Annotated in this window: 18 protein-coding genes, 1 tRNA gene and 1 riboswitch; of the genes, 8 read left to right on the top strand and 11 right to left on the bottom strand. The window is 32.7% G+C overall.

The window, feature by feature from the left end:
- Positions 1-55 precede the first annotated feature (55 nt).
- Complete coding sequence (locus J2Z44_RS05450) at positions 56-199, top strand: hypothetical protein (RefSeq protein ID WP_021281169.1); 144 nt, start codon at positions 56-58, stop codon at positions 197-199.
- Between the two features lie 107 nt (positions 200-306).
- Here the strand turns inward: J2Z44_RS05450 and J2Z44_RS05455 are convergent, their stop codons facing one another.
- The gene (locus J2Z44_RS05455; RefSeq protein WP_021281168.1) at positions 307-1716 is read right to left on the bottom strand and encodes an alanine/glycine:cation symporter family protein; all 1410 of its coding nucleotides are present in this window, start codon (positions 1714-1716) and stop codon (positions 307-309) included.
- 387 nt (positions 1717-2103) lie between these two features.
- Positions 2104-3456 (bottom strand): alanine/glycine:cation symporter family protein, encoded by a 1353-nt coding sequence (locus J2Z44_RS05460; RefSeq protein ID WP_021281167.1) that lies wholly within the window; start codon positions 3454-3456, stop codon positions 2104-2106.
- A 491-nt stretch (positions 3457-3947) separates the two neighbouring features.
- Here J2Z44_RS05460 and uraA point away from each other — a divergent pair, with 491 nt between their 5' ends.
- Positions 3948-5252: a uracil permease gene (gene uraA, locus J2Z44_RS05465; RefSeq protein ID WP_209649396.1), complete on the top strand. Its 1305-nt coding sequence runs from the start codon at positions 3948-3950 to the stop codon at positions 5250-5252.
- Between the two features lie 114 nt (positions 5253-5366).
- On the opposite strand, the gene J2Z44_RS05470 is transcribed toward uraA, so the two are convergent.
- The gene (locus J2Z44_RS05470) at positions 5367-6164 is read right to left on the bottom strand and encodes a metallophosphoesterase (protein WP_021283031.1); all 798 of its coding nucleotides are present in this window, start codon (positions 6162-6164) and stop codon (positions 5367-5369) included.
- Between the two features lie 174 nt (positions 6165-6338).
- Here J2Z44_RS05470 and J2Z44_RS05475 point away from each other — a divergent pair.
- Positions 6339-6414 (top strand) — tRNA-Trp (locus tag J2Z44_RS05475).
- A 133-nt stretch (positions 6415-6547) separates the two neighbouring features.
- Here J2Z44_RS05475 and J2Z44_RS21450 read toward each other — a convergent pair.
- From J2Z44_RS21450 to J2Z44_RS05500, 5 genes are all read right to left on the bottom strand, one after another.
- Complete coding sequence (locus J2Z44_RS21450) at positions 6548-7405, bottom strand: N-acetylmuramoyl-L-alanine amidase (RefSeq protein ID WP_021283032.1); 858 nt, start codon at positions 7403-7405, stop codon at positions 6548-6550.
- 138 nt (positions 7406-7543) lie between these two features.
- Entirely contained in the window at positions 7544-9259 is a 1716-nt protein-coding gene (locus J2Z44_RS05485) for a flavin monoamine oxidase family protein (protein ID WP_209649397.1), read from the bottom strand.
- 138 nt (positions 9260-9397) lie between these two features.
- Positions 9398-10465: an NAD(P)H-dependent flavin oxidoreductase gene (locus J2Z44_RS05490; RefSeq protein WP_021284882.1), complete on the bottom strand. Its 1068-nt coding sequence runs from the start codon at positions 10463-10465 to the stop codon at positions 9398-9400.
- Positions 10466-10876: 411 nt separating this feature from the next.
- Entirely contained in the window at positions 10877-11440 is a 564-nt protein-coding gene (locus J2Z44_RS05495; protein ID WP_031271850.1) for a DUF3867 domain-containing protein, read from the bottom strand.
- A 182-nt stretch (positions 11441-11622) separates the two neighbouring features.
- Positions 11623-12243 carry a CBS domain-containing protein gene (locus J2Z44_RS05500; protein WP_021284880.1) on the bottom strand — a complete coding sequence of 207 codons (621 nt, stop codon included), beginning with the start codon at positions 12241-12243 and terminating at the stop codon, positions 11623-11625.
- 408 nt (positions 12244-12651) lie between these two features.
- On the opposite strand from J2Z44_RS05500, the gene J2Z44_RS05505 reads away from it, so the two are divergent.
- The 4 genes from J2Z44_RS05505 (at position 12652) to rimI (ending at position 15714) form a co-directional block, all read left to right on the top strand.
- Complete coding sequence (locus tag J2Z44_RS05505; protein WP_021284879.1) at positions 12652-13911, top strand: HD domain-containing phosphohydrolase; 1260 nt, start codon at positions 12652-12654, stop codon at positions 13909-13911.
- A gap of 198 nt (positions 13912-14109) precedes the next feature.
- A complete protein-coding gene (tsaE, locus tag J2Z44_RS05510) occupies positions 14110-14568 on the top strand; it encodes a tRNA (adenosine(37)-N6)-threonylcarbamoyltransferase complex ATPase subunit type 1 TsaE (RefSeq protein WP_021284878.1) in 459 nt (152 codons plus the stop codon).
- Positions 14565-15275, top strand: coding sequence for a tRNA (adenosine(37)-N6)-threonylcarbamoyltransferase complex dimerization subunit type 1 TsaB (gene tsaB / locus J2Z44_RS05515; RefSeq protein WP_021284877.1), 711 nt, complete (start codon positions 14565-14567; stop codon positions 15273-15275). Before tsaE ends, tsaB begins: the two co-directional genes overlap by 4 nt.
- Positions 15268-15714, top strand: coding sequence for a ribosomal protein S18-alanine N-acetyltransferase (gene rimI / locus J2Z44_RS05520; protein ID WP_021284876.1), 447 nt, complete (start codon positions 15268-15270; stop codon positions 15712-15714). The genes tsaB and rimI overlap by 8 nt, the downstream gene beginning before the upstream one ends.
- A gap of 274 nt (positions 15715-15988) precedes the next feature.
- On the opposite strand, the gene J2Z44_RS05525 is transcribed toward rimI, so the two are convergent.
- Positions 15989-16630: an ECF transporter S component gene (locus tag J2Z44_RS05525; RefSeq protein ID WP_021284875.1), complete on the bottom strand. Its 642-nt coding sequence runs from the start codon at positions 16628-16630 to the stop codon at positions 15989-15991.
- 303 nt (positions 16631-16933) lie between these two features.
- Positions 16934-17048, bottom strand: a riboswitch (FMN riboswitch).
- Between the two features lie 395 nt (positions 17049-17443).
- A complete protein-coding gene (locus J2Z44_RS05530; RefSeq protein WP_021284874.1) occupies positions 17444-19609 on the bottom strand; it encodes a Tex family protein in 2166 nt (721 codons plus the stop codon).
- Positions 19610-19779: 170 nt separating this feature from the next.
- Between J2Z44_RS05530 and J2Z44_RS05535 the strand changes: the two genes are divergently transcribed.
- Positions 19780-21117, top strand: coding sequence for a M28 family metallopeptidase (locus tag J2Z44_RS05535; protein ID WP_209649398.1), 1338 nt, complete (start codon positions 19780-19782; stop codon positions 21115-21117).
- Positions 21118-21136: 19 nt separating this feature from the next.
- Here J2Z44_RS05535 and prfB read toward each other — a convergent pair.
- A protein-coding gene (gene prfB / locus J2Z44_RS05540) for a peptide chain release factor 2 (protein WP_378109472.1) occupies positions 21137-22244 on the bottom strand; the annotation gives its coding sequence in 2 pieces (ribosomal slippage) (positions 21137-22168 and positions 22170-22244; 1107 coding nt in all).
- Positions 22245-22246: the final 2 nt, after the last annotated feature.

Here is a 22246-nt window from a genome sequence, read left to right on the forward strand (position 1 = left end):
TCTTAGTATTAAAATTTTATAAATGTCCATTCTAAAACTGAAGGGAGTTGTTACTATGAGTAATAAACATTCTGTAACCAGAAAACAAATGGCTTCACTAGGCCTAAAGAAAACTCCTCAAGGAGATTATGACTATATTGACCCTTCCGAGAAAAACAAATCAAAATATAAAAGCATAAAAAAGACCCCTCAGGACTAACCTGAGAGGCTTTTTTAATAATGCAAATATACTTAAGCAAACTTATTTTTATCACTATTGTCATGACCAACAAGCTCACTAATAGGGGTCAAATTTCTAAAACCATATTACATATTAGCATTTATAGTTTTATTTTGTTTTTTGTTTTTACCTGCTTTTCCCTTTGCATCAGGATTAAGTTCATAATCTATTGCTTCAAGATTATCATCCCATAGATATTTCTTAGTTTCACTAACAATAACTCCACTTAATGCAAGTAAGGAAATTAGGTTTGGAATTGCCATTAATCCATTGGCTAGGTCTGACATATTCCATATTAAATCTAAGCTAAATACGCTTCCTACGAATACCATTCCTACATAAACAATTCTATAAGGTGTAATGGCTTTCTTACCAAATAAATATTCAATTGCTTTTTCAGCATAATATGACCATCCAAGAATAGTTGAGAATACGAAGGTTAAAAGTCCAACTGTTAGTACTATTGGTCCAACAACAGGTATCATTGCAAAGGCAGCTTTAGTAAGCTCTCCACCTGCAAGTCCCTGATTCCAAACCCCTGTATTTACAAGAACAAGACCTGTCATTGCACAAACTACTACTGTATCCCAAAAAGTTCCTGTGGCAGAAACTAATGCTTGCTTTACAGGGTTTCTACTTTGAGCTGCAGCTGCAACTATTGGTGCACTACCAAGACCAGATTCGTTAGAAAATAAACCTCTTGCTATACCGTATCTCATAGCCATCATAATTCCAGCACCAGCAGCACCACCACCTACAGCTTTAGCTGAAAATGCACTCTTAAATATTAAAGCTAAGCTTGCAGGTATAGAACTAAAAGTCATGCCTAAAATTATTATACATCCTAAAATATAGAAACCTGCCATAAATGGTACAAGAATATCACAAACTCTTGCTATACTCTTAATTCCACCAATTACAACTACAGCAGTTAATATTGCCATTACTACTCCTGACACCCAGGTTGGCACACTAAAGGTACTAGCTAACATTGTAGATATAGAGTTTGCTTGTACAGCTGAACCGATTCCTAAAGCAGCTAAACTAGTAAAGATAGCAAATAAAACGCCTAGCCACTTCTTGCCCATAGCTTTTTCCATAACATACATAGGGCCTCCAGCCATGGTTCCATCTTCTGTCTTAACTCTATATTTAACTGATAAAAGTGCTTCTGCGTATTTAGTTGATATACCAAATACTCCTGTAAGCCATGTCCAAAGCACTGCTCCTGGTCCTCCTAGAGAAATTGCAGTGGCAACCCCTACAATATTTCCAGTTCCTATGGTTGCTGCAAGAGCTGTACAAAGCGCACTAAATTGACTTACATCCCCTTCTGCAAAGTCATCTTTAGTCACAGAAAGCTTTATTGCCTTTCCAATATACCTTTGAATAAACCTTAGTCTAAAGGTTAAAAATAAGTGCGTTCCAAATAAAAGAATAATTAATGGATAACCCCAAATAAATGATGCAGCTTTACTAATAAATTCAGCAAACATAATTTCATCCCCCTTATTATTAATTGTAAACACATTATAACAAAAAATTTAAACAAATTTAACAATTGTGAAAATTCTCTCAATATATTTTTTAGACATAATTCGACATGAAATTTTTCTTCAAAAACTTTTTAGCTTTTTTTCTCAATATTCTGAGTAAACTATTATTATCATTTCACATTATTGAATAATTTTATGAAATTTATTAAGTATATATTCAAATAATAAACCAGTTTGTATTTTAACTTATAAAATCTCCCTCTTAATTTAAGTAAATTTAATAAACACGCTTCCTTTAACAATTTTATATATGAACACATTGTTAAATATTCCGCAATGTGTTCATAATAAAAAAAGTGCTTCATATGGAAGCACTTTATAATTTATCTAATTTGAATTTAATTCCTTATCTATTCCTTCAAGGTTATCATCCCAAAGATATTTTTTAGTTTCATTAACAATAACTCCACTTAGTGCAAGTAAGCATATTAAGTTTGGAATTGCCATTAATCCATTTGCCAAATCTGATAGGTTCCAGATTACATCTAAACTAAATACACTTCCAACAAAAACCATGATTACATAAACAATTCTATATGGCGTAATTGCTTTCTTACCAAATAAATATTCAATTGCCTTTTCAGCATAATATGACCATCCAAGAATAGTGGAAAATACAAAGGTTAAAAGCCCTACTGTTAATACTATTGGTCCAACTACAGGTATCATGGCAAAAGCAGCCTTTGTTAGTTCTCCACCATTTAATCCTTGATTCCAAACGCCAGTATTTACAAGTACAAGACCTGTCATTGCACAAACTACTACTGTATCCCAGAAGGTTCCTGTAGAAGATACAAGAGCCTGTTTAACAGGGTTTCTTGTTTGAGCAGCCGCTGCAACTATTGGCGCACTACCAAGACCGGATTCGTTGGAGAATAATCCTCTTGCAATACCATATCTCATTGCTTTCATAATTCCAGCACCAGCAAGTCCACCACCTATAGCCTTAGCTGAAAATGCACTCTTAACAATTAAAGCTAAGCTTGCAGGTATAGAGCTATATGTTAATGCTAATATTATTAAACATCCCAAAACATAAAAGATTGCCATAAAAGGTACAAGTATATCACACACTCTTGCTATACTCTTAATTCCTCCAATTACAACTATAGCAGTTAATATTGCTAGTACTATCCCTGATACCCAAAGAGGGATATTAAAGGTGCTCTCAAGCATAGTTGAAATTGAGTTAGCTTGAACAGCTGAACCAATTCCAAAAGCTGCTATACAAGTAAAGGTTGCAAATAAAATTGCTAACCATTTCTTACCCATAGCTCTTTCCATAACATACATAGGTCCCCCTGCCATGGTACCATCTTCAGTTTTAACTCTGTATTTAACTGATAATAATGCTTCAGAATATTTTGTAGCAATACCAAAAACTCCTGTAAGCCATGTCCAAAGAACTGCTCCAGGTCCGCCTAGAGAAACTGCTGTAGCAACTCCTACAATATTTCCTGTTCCTATGGTTGCTGCAAGTGCTGTACAAAGAGCACTAAATTGACTTACATCTCCTTCAGCAAAATCATCCTTGGTAACAGAAAGCTTGATTGCTTTACCAATGTATTTTTGAATAAACCTTAATCTGAAAGTTAAAAATAAATGAGTGCCGAATAAAAGAATAATTAAAGGATACCCCCAAAGAAATGAAGCTGCATCACTGATAACTTTAGCAAACATTAAATACAATCCTCCTAAGAATTATTTATTGTTACATAATATTCACAATTGTTAATTATTATTACCTCAACACTGGTTACTAGAAAGTTTTAATTTCGACATTTTCTACTTAGTTATTACTTTAATTCACTTTTAAATACTTGCTTATACCTCATTACACACTAGTGATTTTTTAAGTCTTTTAACAATTTTATATTAAACGAAATAATTCATTCCTATAAAAATGAATTATTTAAAAACTTTCTATTGTAGTGTGATGTAAGTTATGTTAAAATGTATTTGAACCTTTAATCAGATCCAGAGAGACTGTAAGGAGAATAAAATATAGTGAGTGTTTACCCCTAGTGGGTTACTATATTAGACTTCTTACATTAGTAAGAAGTCTTTTTATTTTCATAAGTCGTGATTATACAGGTTACTTTTAATTTAGTCCAGTGAGGCTAAAAAGGGAGCTCAGGCTCCCCCAAATAATATTTTAAGGGGGATTTAAAATGGAAAGTAATTTATCAACAAAAAATGCAGCACTAGAGGAAACTTCTGTTATTGATGTTCAGGACAAGGTTCCTCTAAAGAAAGCAATACCTTTAAGTTTACAACACCTATTTGCAATGTTTGGTGCTTCAGTACTTGTACCAATACTATTCAATATAGATCCTGCAATAGTACTATTCTTTAACGGAATTGGAACTCTACTTTATGCAGTAATAACTAAAGGTAAAATACCTGCATTCTTAGGTTCAAGCTTTGCTTTCATAGCACCTGTTTTACTGCTTCAACAACAGGGATATAGCTTCCAACATATACAGGGTGGTTTTGTAGTATCTGGTCTAGTGTTTTCAGCCGTAGCAATTACCGTGGGTTTCACTGGTATAGGTTGGATTAAAAAACTTTTCCCGCCAGCAGCAATGGGCGCTATTGTTACAATAATCGGTCTTGAACTTGCTCCAGTTGCAGCAGATATGGCAGGCTTTCCAGTAGGGCTTTCAAACTCACCAGCTCTTAATAGTACTTGGGTAGTAGTTTCAATGATAACACTTGGAACCTTAGTTTTAGGATCAGTAGTTTTCAGAGGATTTCTTAAGATTATACCAATCCTAATAGCTGTTGTAGTTGGATATATATCAGCTTACTTTATGGGATTAATAGATTTCACAGCTGTAAAAGAAGCAAGCTTAATAGCAGCTCCTCACATGGCCTTTGCCAAGTTTGATTTAACAGCAATATTAACAATATTACCTGCAACCTTCGTAGTTATAGCTGAACATATAGGTCACCTTGCAGTTACTAGTAACGTAGTGGGAAAAGACTTAACTTCAGACCCTGGTCTTCATAGATCTCTACTAGGTGATGGATTATCTACAATGCTATCTGGATTCTTTGGTTCAGTACCAACAACTACTTACGGTGAGAATGTTGGTGTTATGGCTATCACAAAGGTTTATAGTGTATATGTAATTTGCGGAGCTGGACTTCTATCAGTAGTGTTAGGCTTCTCAGGAACATTAGCTACACTAATTAGAACTATACCAACCCCAGTAATAGGCGGAATTTCACTACTACTGTTTGGAACAATAGCAACTTCAGGACTTAGAACCTTTATAGAAGAAAAAGTAGACTTCTCTAAATCAAGAAATCTTATACTAACTTCTGTAATTCTAATCATAGGTCTAAGCGGAATAAAAATTCACTTTGGTTCAATCGAAATTGGAGGAATGGGACTTGCAACCTTAGTAGCAATAGTATTAAACCTATCCTTCATGGTTTTTGATAAGTTTAACCTTATGAATGAAAAATAAGAATATAACAAATTATAATAAATAGATTAAATAAACTTTTACCCTTCAATTTAAAAGTTTAAAAACAAGGTGGTTATGAGCTAAAACAGCTTCATAACCACCTTTACTTCACCTCTAAGTTCCTATTTGTACTATATCCTCAAGAATCGCTCTATCTTTTTGGTTTATTTGCCAATCTAAATGAAAGTGTCCAAAATACCACTTGTTATAGGTTAATTTATTTTTAATCTTAGATAAAAATAAATTTAACTCATCTTCTTTGGGTGTAAAGTCTAACTTATCTCCTATAGTGTATAAATTATCCACATCAGTAGTATGTGTCAGTACATAATCCACATTATAGTCACATTTTTCTAGGTTTTTAATGCCATTATCCATCTCTTCTGTGGATGGAATTTCTTCCTTCCACCAGCTTATGTTCTCAATCCTTCTCTCTTTATCAATAGATTTTCCTCCACCAAAAGTAAAATATCTTTTATTATTAATAGTAAAAACTTCCCCTCTCATAAGGTGAAGAACTTTATTTCTAATTCTATGTACTTTCCCACCATTCCAACTCTCAACAGGTAAAGAATTTAACATATTAAAATTCTCATGATTGCCATCAATGAATAAAGTAGTAAAGGGTTTGTTGTTAAGCTTATTTAAAGCTATGGATTCTTTTAAGCTGCCATCCCAAAGGAGCCCAAAGTCTCCTAAGATTATTAAATAATCATCTTCACCTAAAAAATCTATATTTAAAACCCTATCTACCTCTAAGAGTCCATGAATGTCTCCTGTAACATATACCTTGCTCTGTCCATCCCCTATTGAATTAAAAACCTGAGCAGAAAAAGCAAATCTTTTATTTATAATAAAAATGCACAAAAATACTAATATAGTAGAAAACAACAACTTCTTTTTTAGTTTCACTATTTGTCACCTGCTTTTCTATATAGGTGATGTTAGTTTAACCAATAATATCCATGGTATTCCATTTTCCTACTTATTTTTTATATGGCTGATGCAACATTTTCAAAAATTTCTCTTGTCAAAGTAACTGTTTTATGATAATATATATTTTGTCGGTAAGACGAACTTAAATATAGGGGTATAGCTCAATTGGTAGAGTAGCGGTCTCCAAAACCGTTGGTTACGGGTTCAAGTCCTGTTGCCCCTGCCAAAAAACCTAGGAATTTTCACAATTCCTAGGTTTTTTTATTCTTCTAAAATATTATTTCAGGAGTAAATTGGGAGTTAAAATTTAAAAGCTAGTAAATAAGGTAGCCTTATTCTCAAAAGCTACCTTATAATTTTTAAACTAAAGTTCTTGGAGTATAGCTTATATTACCATATTGATTCGTTACTTTATCTTCTCTCCATACATAGGCCATTATATCAAAACGACTTGTAAAGGTATATGCTATTGCTCTACATCTATCTATGTCCATATGCATAGTCTGGATGAAAGCTCCTTTTGAATCACTTTTTATTTGAATTTTTATTCCATTGTCATCAAAGAACCCTAGAATTCCATTTACATAAACATCTGGATTTATATAGGAGGTTTCAACATAATATTTAGGCTCTACAGTATTATTGTTGCTATTATTGCTTCCTCCTTGGTAACTTATGCCTAAGTGATCAAGTATTCCATGAGCAATAGCTCTTCCTATATTTCTTTGTTTTTCTGGAGTATCAAACAAAACTCTATCGCCACTATCAATGAAGCCGCTTTCTACAATTATGGCATCCATATTTGTTTCTCTAATAACCGCATAATAATCCTTACCATCTGAGCCAGTTCTGCTATAGGTTGGGGTAGGACGTAAATTTTGTCCTGTTTCTCTATTTACTGCATTAACAATAGCCTTAGCTAAAGCTTCTCCTTTTCCTCTATAAATAGAATGAATTACCTCTATACCATCGCCGCCACCAGAATTATAGTGAATAGATACAAAATAGTCTGCTCCCCAGGAGTTTGCCATATTAGCTCTTTCACTCAAGCCTACATATCTATCATCTGTCCTAGAAGTTCTAACCTCTACGTCATATTGTTGTAATACTTCCATGCATGCTAATCCTGTTGCTAGATTCATATTTTTTTCAACTAGTCCATTTGATACTGCTCCTGTTTCACTACCACCATGTCCAAAATCCAAGAATATTTTCATCCTTATCACTCTCCTAATTATAAGTTATGCAAAGGTATATGCATTTGACATTGATGAAAAAGGAAAAGTGGACAACAAATTATTAAAGCTCTAGTACATTTCTAGAGCTTTAGCAACATAAAGTTGCATTTTTCCCTATTACCTTTTAGTTATAGCCCTAGCTATACTATTTGCTGCTAGCATACCACTTTGCAAAGCGCCTTGAATCCATACATGTTTTTGGGATACATGCTCTCCTGCAAAATAAACCCTATTATTCATTTCTGGCAAGGTAATAGCATAGGAAAACAAAGTTCTATCCTGTGGTTTTCCAAAGCATCCTCCTGCCCAAATATATTGTGCATTTGACCAGAACATGGTAACCCAAGAGAGAAGTCTATTTCTAATGTATCCTGGATCTAATCCATGTACTTCCTCAACTTGCCTTGATATATCCCTAATTCGAAGGTTATTAGCTTCATTGCCTATAATTTCTGCATCTTGCCCCCAATTATAAGAAGCCAGAAGAGAGCCTGGAGAATTTGGTGATGTTCCAGGCCTTAAGGTCCAAGCTCCCGGACTCCCTTCTACTGGCATTGCATGGTCTGATGGATATATTGTATTTAATATAGGCAGATCTGTACCAGAGCTTCCACCTATAATTCTTTCCTCTGCATTTCCCTGTTCCCAAAATCTATCTTTTAAGAAAAGGAAAGTTTTCTGAGAGGATTCATAATTCAATTCATTAATTGCCTGCATTTTAGTTATGCTAAAAGTTGGCTTAATTTCTACTCTTCTTAAGCTTGTAAAAGGTATTGCACAAACCACATAGTCAAACTCCTCTAAAGTAACCTTTTTAGTTTCGCGACCTCTACACTTAAGGGTAACCTTTTCCCTGTTATTCTCTTGATAAATACCATCTACGGCTGTACTAAGCCTTATATTAACCTTTCCTAGTTCTTGCATTTGAATACCTTCAAATACCTGTAGGTTTTCATTAATTAAGGCATTATAAAAACTTTCTATAATTCTTTGAGCCCCACCTTCTATATAGTAAGTTTGAGAGAAGTCAGCACTATAAACCTTATCCATCATTTCTGCTAAGCTAAGATTAAAAAATTCTACATCAAGAGTCGATAAATAGCTTATCATAAATATGGCATTTTTACTTAATCCAACACTTTGGTATCCAGCCTTGTAGGACATCCTATCCATCTGTACTACTTCATCTGAATAGCTTTCCTTTACTTGTATTAATTCTTTTCTAATCTCTGGTGATAATCCTAAAATATACTTATCATATAACTTTCCTGATAATTGTCTCCAGGGTAGCCTAGCCTCTTCTGGTGGTAAATCAAATTTGGGGTAAATATTCTCCATGACACTAAGGCCAGATGCTTCCTTCCTAGCTCTTGCTTCTCTTATATAGTACAATCCATTTACATTGCTGGTTGCAAAAGGCCTAGTATTAAGCTTAAAAAGGTTAATATAATGCCAACTAGTTTCATGGGATACTGGTATCCGTTCTGCACCTAAATCCACATTATATCCTTCATAAATAGGGTAAGTATATACTCTCCCTCCGAGCCTATCATTAGCTTCAAAAACTGTTATGTCGCAGCCAATTTTTTTTAGTTCAAAAGCTGCTGAGAGTCCTGCTGCTCCTCCTCCTATTACAGCAACCTTAACTGCCCTTCCACAGTTACTGTTACATATCTCTCTTATGTCTTCCGGAGGACTTAAGCTACTGATTATATTGTCAAAGTCCTCTGGTCTTCTACCAGCAGTAAGTACATACCTCAATTGTTCATATCTATCTTCATCTGTTGGGTTATCCACTTGATATGGAACCGTTTGCCTGTTCATACTTTCCATGAATAAATTCCTCACATAATTATTATCATATTTAATATATGCACACTATGTGAATATTGAGATTTAAATTTAAATCTTCATATATAAAACTTTCAGCATAACAAAAGAAAGATGCATAAAAACATCTTTCCTTTAGCTTTAAGCTTCTATTATTTCCTTCTCAAGTTCTTTCATTAATTCATCTACTGTTATAATTCTATCTACCTTATGGGCACTTTCACCGCAGAATAAGAGTGCCTCCTCTACATTGCCGTTTGCTGCATTAATTAAGGCCTTAGTTATGCAATACGGTGTTGTCTTTGGATTACAATGAGATATACAGTTGTAGCACTTCGTAACCCTTACTCCGCCTTCTTCAACTTGGTTAATAAAATTATTTCTGATAGCACGCCCTGGCATCCCTACCGGACTTTGCACTATCATAATATCTTCTAAATTCGAGTTAATGTAGGCATTCTTATAATTTATATGAGCATCGCACTCTTCAGTTGCTACAAATCTTGTAGCCATTTGAACTCCAGCAGCTCCAAGTTTTAAGTATTTGGCAATATCTTTGCCATAAAAAACTCCGCCAGCTACAACTACTGGTATAGATTTTTCGTATTTATCTTCATAGGTTTTTACCTCATTAATTATATCTACAATAACTTTATCATAATCCATATTCTCATCTTGTAGTTCCTCTTTCTTAAACCCAAGATGACCTCCGGCCTTTGGACCTTCAATAACTAGTAGATCAGGAGTAGTTTTGTCATGTCTATCCCACATTTTTAAAATAACCTTGGCAGCTTTTAAAGAAGAAACTATAGGCGCTAGTTTTGCTTTCGAATCCTTTGCAATCTTCGGAAGAGCTGAAGGAAGCCCTGCCCCTGATATTATTAAATCCGCTCCAGCATCTATAGCTGCTTTAACATATTCTTCATAATGCTCCATGGCCACCATTATATTAACTCCAATTATACCTTGAAGAGCTTTTTCTTTAGCTATTTTTATATGTTCTTTCAAAGCTCTAATATTTGCTTCAAAAGGGTTTGTTTCAAAATCCTTTTCCTTAAATCCTATTTGCGCGGCAGAAATTACTCCTATACCTCCAGCTTTCGTCACAGCAGCTGCTAGGTTTGATAGAGAAATGCCTATGCCCATTCCACCCTGAATAATAGGTAGTCTAGCTACTAAATTACCTATTTTTAATGGTTTTATATCCATAAATCCTTCATCTCCTCTATGAAATACTAACATAAATAAATATAACCATATTAGAAAAGAATAATCCTATGTTACCTTTAAATAGCGGACTAGGATTTTTTCTAAAACTATTGATTAAAATTAATATATGTTAATTTATTTTGACCATCAAATATTTTGATTATCAAAGTAAATCATATTTATTATATACCATATAAAGTTAAAATTCAATAAAATAAAGCTATGCACTAAATTAAATTTGTATTAGTGCATAGCTTTTCCTATTTAACAACATTCTGGTTGTCTCATATCTACTCTGTTTTTAAGTAGTTAGTAGTCCAGTCTAAGTAAGTTGCTTTAGTATAACAAAGTTTCTTTCTTAAGCCCAAATCTACCTTCAAAGTAACTCTGCAAGATGAACTTGTTCATTATTTAATAAATATAAGTAGAAGTATTTTCACAAATAGATATGTTAAGTGGTTTTTCCTCTACTAACTTTTTATAAGAACACAAAAATTCATTTAATTCATTATCAGTTAAGTCTATATGATCAAAACTCTTAAGTATTACATTACAATCTTCCATAAGGATTTCCACGTTATTTTTTGAATTTTTAATGTAATAAGTAGTTACTGCCTTAGAGTTTACTTTTCCTTTGTATTTTTCTTGGAAACTTAAAGTTTTTCTCATTTCCTCATAATTTTTTCCTAAAGCTCCAAATTGGCTGGTATCAACCCCATAAGCTTTAATTTGCTCATCTATATTATTCATATCCAAACCATATCTCTCCATGATTTTCTTTTGAATATTTAAAAACTTTTCTTGAGAAATATTGTTTTCTTCCATATAAGTTTGAATTTTCCTGCTAAACTCTAACATATTGATTTTTCCCTCTCCCATAGTGTAGTAAAGGGAGTATATATAATCCTCAAACTTATCAATATCCTTGTCATTAACCCTATTTTTAAGCTCATTAAAATCTATTATATCGCTAATTTCAATCATCTCCTTAAATAACTTAATCACTATTATATTATTAGTAACAAATTATATAACATGCTTCTTCAATAAAAGTTAAAAAATAGTTATGAATTTAGAAAAAAGATACCCCTAAGTGAAAGGGATATCTTTTTATTAAAGAAATACAAGCTTACAGCTTTGTTTAAAACTCATAAATATTATTGAACTTTAAAACCAGCATTTTTAACTTTTGCTAAGATGTCATCATAGTTGTCAGTTTTTAATCTTACAACTATCTCTTTAACATCTGTAACACTCTTTGGATCAACTACAACAAAGCTTATAATGTCCCCTTTATTTTCAGTAATTATTTTAGAAAGCTTTGATAACTGCCCTGGTATGTCATAAGCTATAACCGCTAGTCTCTTACCTTTATTTAAACCAAAAAGTTCAGTAAATTGATGGAAGATAGCATGGTGAGTAATTATTCCTTTAAACTCTCCATTATTATCAACTACAGCTATAAAAGATACACTTTTAGTTTCTAAAAAATGTGCAGCCTCTTCCATTTGTTCCAATGGGTTAATAGTTGGTACATCTGTTCTCATAACATTTTCTACTAAGAAGTCAGAAAGTAAACATTGTCTTTCTATGCACTTTTCATAGTAGTAAGTGTATATTTTTTCTTTTGATATTGCACCGTAAAACTTATTACCATCAGCTACAGGTATAGATAAGAAGTTGTTTTTTTCCATGATGTCTAAAGCTTCACCAATGGTAATTTTAGGAGTTACAGTAGTCAACTTTTCTTTTGGCAACATTAAGTTACTTACAAACATGATTAATTCCTCCTTATTAAGGCTATCAGTAATAATTATATTACTGATAATATATATTATTCGTTATTTCCAAGTACAAGTATAAAACTATGATGATTATATTTAATTATACTTGAATTTACCTAATTTTGTCTATATATTTAGCTATTAAATATATATTTATAATAGTTAAGTTTGTTCTATTTATATATAGAACCTAATAGTATTAAAGATATACTTCTGTATATTTTTTTACTTACTCTTAATTCCTTAAATTCAAGTTTAAGGAACACATTTTTACATATTTTATAAACTTTGTAATAATATATGAATTAATAAATAAAAGTTATAATACCCGTTAAAATATGATATAATTGTTATTGACTTATAATTATATCATAAAATTGTTTTTTATTATGGGGGTTACTTATGAATATAAGCCTTAATAAAGTAGTTACCGCTCTATCTATCTCTTTAGATTTAGCTGAAACTACCTCCTTACAAAATTTAAATGTTATAGAAGATATTTCTGGGGTGAATTATTCAAAGCATAAATATTCGCATCACTCTAAACGAACAGCCTTTATTGCGCTAGAAATTGGCAAAAAACTTAATATCAGTGAGGAAAGCTATCATAATTTATACATAGCTTCCATGCTCCATGATATCGGTGCTCAGAGTATGTTAGATGAAGTACATACCTCTGTAGAGTATATCAAAAAGCATTGCGTTGAAGGTGCCTTTATGATACAAAAAATTCCTGCTCTGATTCAGATATACGACATTATTCTCTATCATCATGAAAATTATGATGGCAGTGGTTGCATGAAACTTAAAAACTACCTTATTCCTTTTGAAGCACAAATAATTAGGCTTGCCGACCTGTTAGAGGTTATGTTTGATGAGAATATAGCAATTTATAAGCAAAAGGACTCTATTATTGAATGGGTAAAACTGCAAAGTGGAAGATTATTTGCACCTGATATTGTAGATTGTTTCTTAAATCTTGCCAGTACTGAAACTTTCTGGCTTAATCTTCTTAATGTTCCCCATATGAACTTTCTTCTAGAGTCTATTGCTCCTAAAAAGGAAAAATATGTTTCCTTGAAGGAGTTCGAATATATAGCTGAAATTTTCGCTACAATAATAGATAGCAAGAGTAACTTTACTGCAATGCACTCTAGAGGTATTGCTGATTTAGCCTTTGACGTATCAAAACACGTTGGGTATGATGAAGATAAGTGCTTAAAAATGAAGATAGCAGGACTTCTTCACGATATAGGAAAACTTGCAATTCCTGCTACTATCTTAGACAAACCTGGTAAGCTAAATGATGATGAGTTTTCCCTAATTAAGTCTCATACTTACTATACAAAACTTATTTTAGATAGAATTGAATTAATTTCTGATATTAGTGAGTGGGCCGCAAATCACCATGAAAAACTTAATGGAGAAGGTTATCCTAGAAGGCTTCCTGGTGACTATATTAGTGAGGAAAGTAAGATTATTGGAGCTTGTGATATATACCAAGCCCTAACAGAGGATAGACCCTATAGAAAAGGTATGTACATGTACGAGGCTTTTCAAATTCTTGATGATATGGTAAAACAGGGATTAATATGCGGCAATGCTGTAAAGTCTTTAAAAAGTACCTTAATCTGTAAAGTTGAAGGACATTTGACACCTTAAATCTACAAACTTTTGAGGAACAACTTTTTACTTGCACATAACTTTAATAGGATTTTAATGAGGTTGTAATCCTATTAGGTACTTCTTTGGTTTCATATATTAATAAATATATGGCAATATTATGTATTAGGACTTAATATATAATATTGCCTTTTCATTTTTTATTTTTTCGGCTAAAATAATATTGAGGTGAAAAACATGGAGTTTTTAGTTAATACAGTAGAGGAAACGGAAAAACTAGGTATTCAGCTTGGAAGCCTTGCTAATTCAGGCGATATAATTTGTTTAGTGGGTGATCTCGGTACTGGCAAAACCCATCTTACTAAGGGAATTGCTAAAGGACTTTCCATTGATGAACACATTACAAGTCCAACTTTTAATATTGTAAATGAATATGATGGAAGATTAAAGTTTTATCATTTTGATGTATATAGAGTAAATGACCCTGATGAAATAGCTGCTATAGGTTTTGATGAATATATTTTTGGTGGCGGGGTAAGTGTTATTGAGTGGGCTAACTATATTGAAGAAATAATTCCAAAAGAAAGCCTAACTATAACTTTAGAAAAAGTCCCACAGCTTGGTTCTACTTGCAGAAAAGTAACTATAAGTTATAGTGATTCTAGATATGATTATATAAAGGAGTTAACACTATGAAGATATTGTGCTTAGATTCAGCTACAGAAAGTGCTACTGCTGCAATATTAGATGAAGATAAACTTCTTGGAGAAATAACTTTTAACTACAAAAAACAACATTCTACTATTATGATGCCAATGATAGATTCTCTCTTAAAAAATACGGATTTATCTATCGATGATATTGATGGCTTCGTGGTTTCAAAGGGCCCTGGTTCTTTTACAGGCCTTAGAATAGGGATGGCCACTATAAAGGGCTTAGCTCAGCCTACTGAAAAGCCTTTTATCTCAATTTCAACCTTAGACGCTCTTGCAAATAACTTATTTTTTACTGGTGGAATTATTTGCCCTATAATGGATGCTCTAAGAGGAAATGTGTACACAAACTTTTATAGGTTTAATGGTGATATGTTAATCTCCATGGAGGAATCGCAAATCTTATCTCTAGAAGATTTAATCCAAAAATTAAAAAATTATAATGAACCTATATACTTTGTCGGAGATGGTACCTATAAGTTTAAGCAGGTTCTTCTGGATAATTTAAGTAATGTATTTTTTGCACCGGCTCACCTTAATGTGGTAAAAGCCTCTTCCTTAGGTGTCCTAGGGATGAAACTTTTAAAATCTGGAACTAAAGAAGATATATTTACTTCTGCACCTACTTATCTTAGACCATCTCAAGCTGAACGAGAATATGAAGAAAAAATGAGGAATAGCAATGGTTGATTTATCTATCACGCCAATGAATGAAGATAACATTGTAGAGGTTGAAGCAATTAGCAAACTAAGTTTTCCCATACCTTGGAGCTTAGACTCTTTAAAAAAAGAGTTAGAAAATAAGTATGCTAATTATATAGTTTTAAAATTGGGTGATAAAGTTGTAGGCTTTGGCGGTATGTGGATTATTTTTGATGAAGCTCACATCACTAATATTGCAGTGCATCCTGACTATAGAGGCCATGGCCTTGGAGATATTTTAGTTGAAAATCTCTTAATTATTTGCAGGCAAAAAAAACTTGTAGGAATTACTCTAGAAGTTAGAAGATCAAACATCCCTGCCATAACTCTTTATGAAAAGCATGGGTTCATTGTTGAAGGTATAAGAAAGCAATACTATGAAGATAACAAAGAAGATGCTTATGTAATGTGGAATAGAAAGATTTAAAGGACGCTACTCATATCACAGAATTTATAATATGAGTATTCTGCTTAATTTTGTATAAGGATATAGGCTTCCTTAGTGAAAGTTTAATTTATTCATGTTCCAAAAGCCTTAATGGAACCAGGGGTAGGACTCATGTATAAGTTAAGTTTTAACTCTGGTTCCCTATAAAATCTACTTCTGTGGAAATACAATTATAATATAAAAATTAAACAAATTAGGGTTTATTTCACAACATCTTTATAAAATATGTTGTGAAATAAACCCTTTTTATCTTTTATAGATTACTAGCTTTTTCTTTAAGCTTTTGTTGTTCTAAGCTAAGACTTTCTTTATGAATTAGTGGTGAAACCTTCTTATAAGATGCAAAGGTTATAACTGACACTACCGCACCTTTTAATATATTAAATGGCGTAATTCCAATAACTATTAGTGATGCTAGACTATTAATGCTCTTATTTGCAGCTGCTGCAGCACCAATTACATTATTTAACCCTCCAAACATTGTTGCATATAAAGGTATTAATACAAAGTAATTGAATAATCCTGCAACTAAAGTCATAGCAATTGTTCCAGAAATTAATCCTATAATTGCATTCTTTCTAGTCTTACCCCTATGATAAACAAATGAAGCTACACCCACAAAAGTTCCACCTACTAAGAAGTTAGCAAGCTCCCCTGTTCCACCAGTACTTGAACCATGTAGTATTACATTTAAGATGTTTTTAATTAATTCAACTATAATTCCTGCTACTGGACCTAATGCAAACCCACCTATTAATGCTGGTAAGTCACTTAAATCTAGCTTTAAAAATGGTGGAAACCCTGGTATTGGAAATTCAAATAACATTAGTATAAATGCTATAGCTCCTAAAAGTGAAATTTTGATTAGTGAGTTTAAACTGGTCTTTCTTTTCATACTTTTTCCTCCTAAAATTATATTGCGAACCTCAAGAGGCATATGTGTGTAATAAGGCATTTGAAAATAAATAACAAGTCACAGATGTGAAGTATATTTTTAGTTCACAAGCAGGCTTGTGTTCACAAGCAGGCTTGTGCAGACAAGGAAACAGGTTCCGCAGATAGTAGAGCTATCTAAGGATTCTGTTGACGCAGTATAACTCAAAATAGACAAACATACTGACTTATTTATTTTTTGAAAATGCCTAAATTAAAAAACCCTGACCAAACTGATCAGGGCGCAATAAACTCTTATTACACATAATACCTTCTTCCATCCAGACTATACTGTCGGCTTCGGAATCTAACCGAATCAACCTTACGGTTCGCGGGCTTTACCGCCGGTGGGGACTCTCACCCCGCCCTGAAGTGCATTATTAAATTATTTCTTACAATAATAATTATAATACAATATTTTCACTATATCAATATGTTAGATATATTTTTTTAAAATATACTATAGGGTTCCTTGATAGAATTTTAACTTATTCATTCTCATAAACCCTTAAGGGAACCATTGTAGGGCTCATGTATAGGTTAATTCTTAACTCTGGTTCCTATATTAACTACTTGTAATTATTGTTTCAAAATTTTGCTATTCATAAGCTAAGTATTTGGCAAAGAATTTTTGCTTATAAATTGTGTTATAAAAAGCTTTATGTTTATTATAAATCTAGAGCGTATAATGCTGAACATGGCTTAAATACTATATCTTCTTATCTTTATTTAAAGATATATCTATATAAATATATCTTATTAAGACTATATATTATTAAGATTCTTTTTTCATAGATAAGGAGATACGTTTTCTTTTTTCATCTACCTCTAACACTCTAACTTCCACTATGTCCCCAACTTTAACTACATCTAAGGGATGTTTTACAAATCTATCACTAAGCTGACTTTTGTGCACAAGACCGTCTTGGTGTACTCCTATATCTACAAAGGCTCCAAAGTCTGATACATTCCTTACAGTGCCCATAAGCATCATACCTGGCTTAAGTTGAGATAATTCCATAACACCGGTTTTGAAAATTGGTTTTGGAAGCTCTTCTCTTGGGTCACGGCCTGGTTTTTTAATTTCTTTAATTATATCCAAAAGTGTAGGAACTCCTATCTCTAAGTCCTTTGATAGCTTTTCAATACCAATAGCTTCTACTTTGCTGTCAATGTCTGTAAGTCTGTTTTTTCTTAAATCTTCATCTGAGTAACCTAGGATGCTAATAAGTTTTTTAGCCGCTTCATAGCTTTCTGGGTGAACGGAAGTGTTGTCTAAAGGCTCTTTACTTTCCATAACTCTTAAAAAGCCTGCACATTGTTCAAAGGCCTTTGCTCCAAGTCTTTTAACCTTTAAAAGTTCCTTCCTTGATTTAAACTTTCCCGCTTCTTCTCTATAGGCTACAATATTTTGGGCAATAGTGTTATTAATTCCTGAAATATAAGATAGTAGCGATGGTGTTGCTACATTTAAGTCTACTCCTACATTATTAACACAGTCTTCCACAATTCCCTTTAAGGATTCATCTAGTTTTTTAGGAGTAACATCGTGCTGATACTGACCTACCCCTATGGATTTAGGATCTATTTTAACTAGTTCTGCTAATGGATCTTGAAGTCTTCTTCCTATGGAAATTGCTCCTCTAACAGTTACGTCTAAGTTAGGATACTCCTTTGTAGCAAGCTCCGATGCAGAATAAACTGAAGCTCCAGCCTCAGATACCACTACATAAAAGATTTCTTTTCCCGTAGCCTTCTTTACCTCACTTATAACCCTTGCTAAAATTTCTTCTGACTCTCTACTAGCAGTACCATTTCCTAGTGAAATTACATCTACATTATACTTAATAGCCATGTTTTTAAGTATTTCTATGGACTCATTAATCTTTTGTTCACTTGCAGCAGTTGCATATACTGTTACATTATCTAAAAACTTCCCTGTGTCATCTAAAATAGCTATCTTACAACCGGTTCTAAACCCTGGGTCATATCCCATAACTACCTTACCTTTAATTGGGGGACTCATAAGAAGAGCCTTTAAATTTGCCTTGAAAATATTTATTGCTCCTTCTTCCCCTATTTCTGTAAGCTGGGTGCGGATTTCTCTTTCAATAGATGGATATATAAGTCTTTTTAAGGAATCTTCAACGCTACTTTCTATATACTTATCTGTAACTTCATTGCCTTTTAGACTTCTATTCTTTAAGTAAGTTATAATCTTATCCATATCTACTGTAATTTTTACGGATAATACCTTCTCATCCTCGCCTCTATTTATAGCAAGAATTCTATGAGGTGGTATAAACCTTACTGCCTCTTTATACTCATAGTACATTTCAAAAGGAGTTGGATTTTCACTACTTCCCTTTGTCTCAACAAATCCGTTTCTTTGAACAAACTCCCTAATCCATTTTCTATATTCTGCTTCATCACTTATTTTTTCACTAATTATATCCATGGCACCTTGTAGTGCCTCTTCAATTGAGCCTACGCCCTTTTCCTCACTGATAAATCCTTGAGCATATTCTTCTATGGTTCCTTTAAACTCACCGCTTAGGATTTCCTCTGCTAGAGGTGAAAGTCCTTTCTCTACAGCTATAGTTGCTCTAGTTCTTTTTTTAGGCTTAAAGGGTCTGTATATATCTTCAATTTCCGTTAAGGTTTGAGCCTTTTCCACTGAAACTTTAATTTCTTCAGTAAGCTTTCCTTGCTCTTCAATTAATCTTATTACACCATCTTTTCTTTCCTCAAGATTTCTCAAATAAATAAGTCTTTCAGAAAAGTTTCTTAAAACTATATCATCAAGACCTCCTGTTCTTTCTTTTCTATAACGAGCAATAAAGGGGACTGTATTTCCCTCATCTAACATAGCTATTACATTTAACACTTGGTCCTTAGATAAGTTAAACTCTTTCACTAACATTTGTTCTATAGTATTCATAAAATCCTCCTCTAAGTGTAATGTCTTATATTCTACATATTAAAATTTATCAACATTATCATACCTCATGTTTCTAAATCATATTATTACTAAGAGGCATCTTGCTAAAATAATTAATATGTATTAGTTATTTCTTTTGGATACCTAAATAAAATTTTATAGGTGATGACATGAAAAAATTTATTGCATCCTACTTTTTAAGCCTTTGTCTTATAATATCTTCCTTAAGTTTCCAAAGTTATTGTAACACAAAAGAGTTTAACATTTCAAAGGTAAAAGAAAATATTGAATATCTATCTTCAGATACTTTTAAAGGTAGACTGACGGGAACCATTGAAAATCAAAGAGTTGCTGCATTAATTAAAGAAGAATTTATAACAAGCGGCTTACTTCCTTTTGAAGGTAGTTATTTACACCCCTTTAAAGTTAAATATCCAAAAAAATTAAATGAAAGTCCTTCCATAACAGTAATGGATAAAGATAACAAAATAGTTAAAGCCTTTGAGTACGGAGTTAATTACAAGGAAGATTTATTAAACTTTAGAAACACTGAAGTATCCTTTACTAAGAAAGACGTAGTGAATCCTAACAATAGTGATATGCTTTATGTAAAAAGTGATAAAGGAAGTATAATATTTTATACTACTAATGAAAATGATTTATCTTTTAGGAGCTCCTTCGTAGAGGATTCTAAACAAGATTTATACATTATAGTAACTAAAGAAACTATAAGTGAATTATATAAATACCTTGAAGATGGCTGCTCAGTATACACTTATATTCCCTTTAAAGTAGCTGAAACCAGTGTAAACAATGTGGCAGGAGTTCTTAAAGGAAAAGACTCTTCAAAACCTCCCGTTGTTTTTAGCTGTCATTTTGATCACTTAGGAATGGATTTAAGTAATACAATTTATAGAGGTGCTTTGGATAATGCCTCAGGTACTGCCTTTCTTATGGAATTAGTTAAGTACGTGAAAACTATGGGTACCCCAGAAAGAGATATTGTCTTTGTAGCTTTTAATGGAGAAGAATTTGGACTTTTAGGTTCCACAGCCTTTGTTAAGCAGTATGGGGAAAAACTTAAGGAAAGTAAAGTATATAACTTCGACATGATCGGAAGTTTTGATGGAGTTCCTTTATGTATAATGGGTGGAAAAAACGATACTAACGAAACTCCTTTTATAAAAGATATTGCTTCAAACTTTGAAAAAGAAAAAATTTACTTTAACTATCTCTTTGAGGATGCTAGCGACCACGCTCCCTTTAGAGCAGCTGGCATTGACGCAGTAACCCTTTGTGACAATGATATGAATAGAATTCATACACCTAAGGATAGAGTTGAGTATATAAGTAGCGCTGCTATAAAAAGGGCCTTTAGTGTTGTAACTAACGAAGTAATAAAAAGCGGCTATAACAATAATTTTATCTATGTATATGATAAAGAGTTAATACTCATAGGTTTAATTTCCTCTATTTTATTAATATTTATTTATAAAAAAATAGAGTAGGCTATATATTTAGCTTACTCTATTTTTGATTATCTTTTAAATATCCATTGATAAAAATATCAATATCCCCATCCATCACCGCATTGATATTGCCTGTTTCAACGCTAGTTCTATGGTCCTTAACTAAGTTATAGGGATGGAATACGTAGGAACGAATCTGACTTCCCCAGCCATTATCCTTTTGTTCACCACTTATATCCTCTATTCTGTCTTTATGTTCTCTTTCCTTTATATCTATAAGCTTTGACTTAAGCATTTTCATAGCATACTCTTTATTTGTATGTTGACTTCTCTGACTTTGACACTGAACTACTACCCCTGTAGGTATATGAGTAATTCTTATGGCAGATTCAGTTTTATTAACATGCTGTCCTCCAGCTCCACCAGACCTATAGGTGTCAATTTTTAAGTCTTCACTTCTTATATCAATATCTTGATTCTCTGTAAGCTCTGGTAATACTTCACAACCCGCAAAGGAAGTTTGTCTTTTCCCATTTGAGTTATAAGGAGAAATCCTTACAAGTCTGTGAACTCCTTTTTCTGATTTTAAGTATCCATAAGCAAATTCCCCAGATACTTTTATAGTGACACCTTTTATTCCTGCTTCATCAGCTGGAACATAATCTAAAACCTCTATTTTAAAGCCATGATTTTCGCACCACCTGCTGTACATCCTATAAAGCATTTCTGTCCAGTCTTGGGCATCATTTCCTCCTACCCCAGTGTGAAGAGCTAGAATTGCATTATTTCTATCATATTCACCTGAAAGTAAGGTTTCAATTTTCAGCTTATCAATAATATCTTCTAAATCTTTTATCTCAGCTCTTATTTCCTTAGAGGAAGAATAATCTTCTTCCTCTAAGCTTAACTGGATTAATACTTCTACATCTTCAACTCTAGCTTTAATCTCATTAAATTTATCTATCTTATCTTTAATAAACTTTGCGCTTTGAGTTACCTCTTGAGCTTTTTCAATATCATCCCAAAAGTTTGGTTCCTGCATCTTAAGCTCTAACTCAGATAGTTTTTTATCTAAGGCTGGTATGTCAAAGAGACACCTTTAATTCATCTATGCTCTGTTTTAAACTATTAACTTGATTTAAATGCTCCTCTAATTGCAATAACACTG

Source organism: Clostridium punense (assembly GCF_017874425.1).
GTDB classification, from domain to species: domain Bacteria; phylum Bacillota; class Clostridia; order Clostridiales; family Clostridiaceae; genus Clostridium_J; species Clostridium_J punense.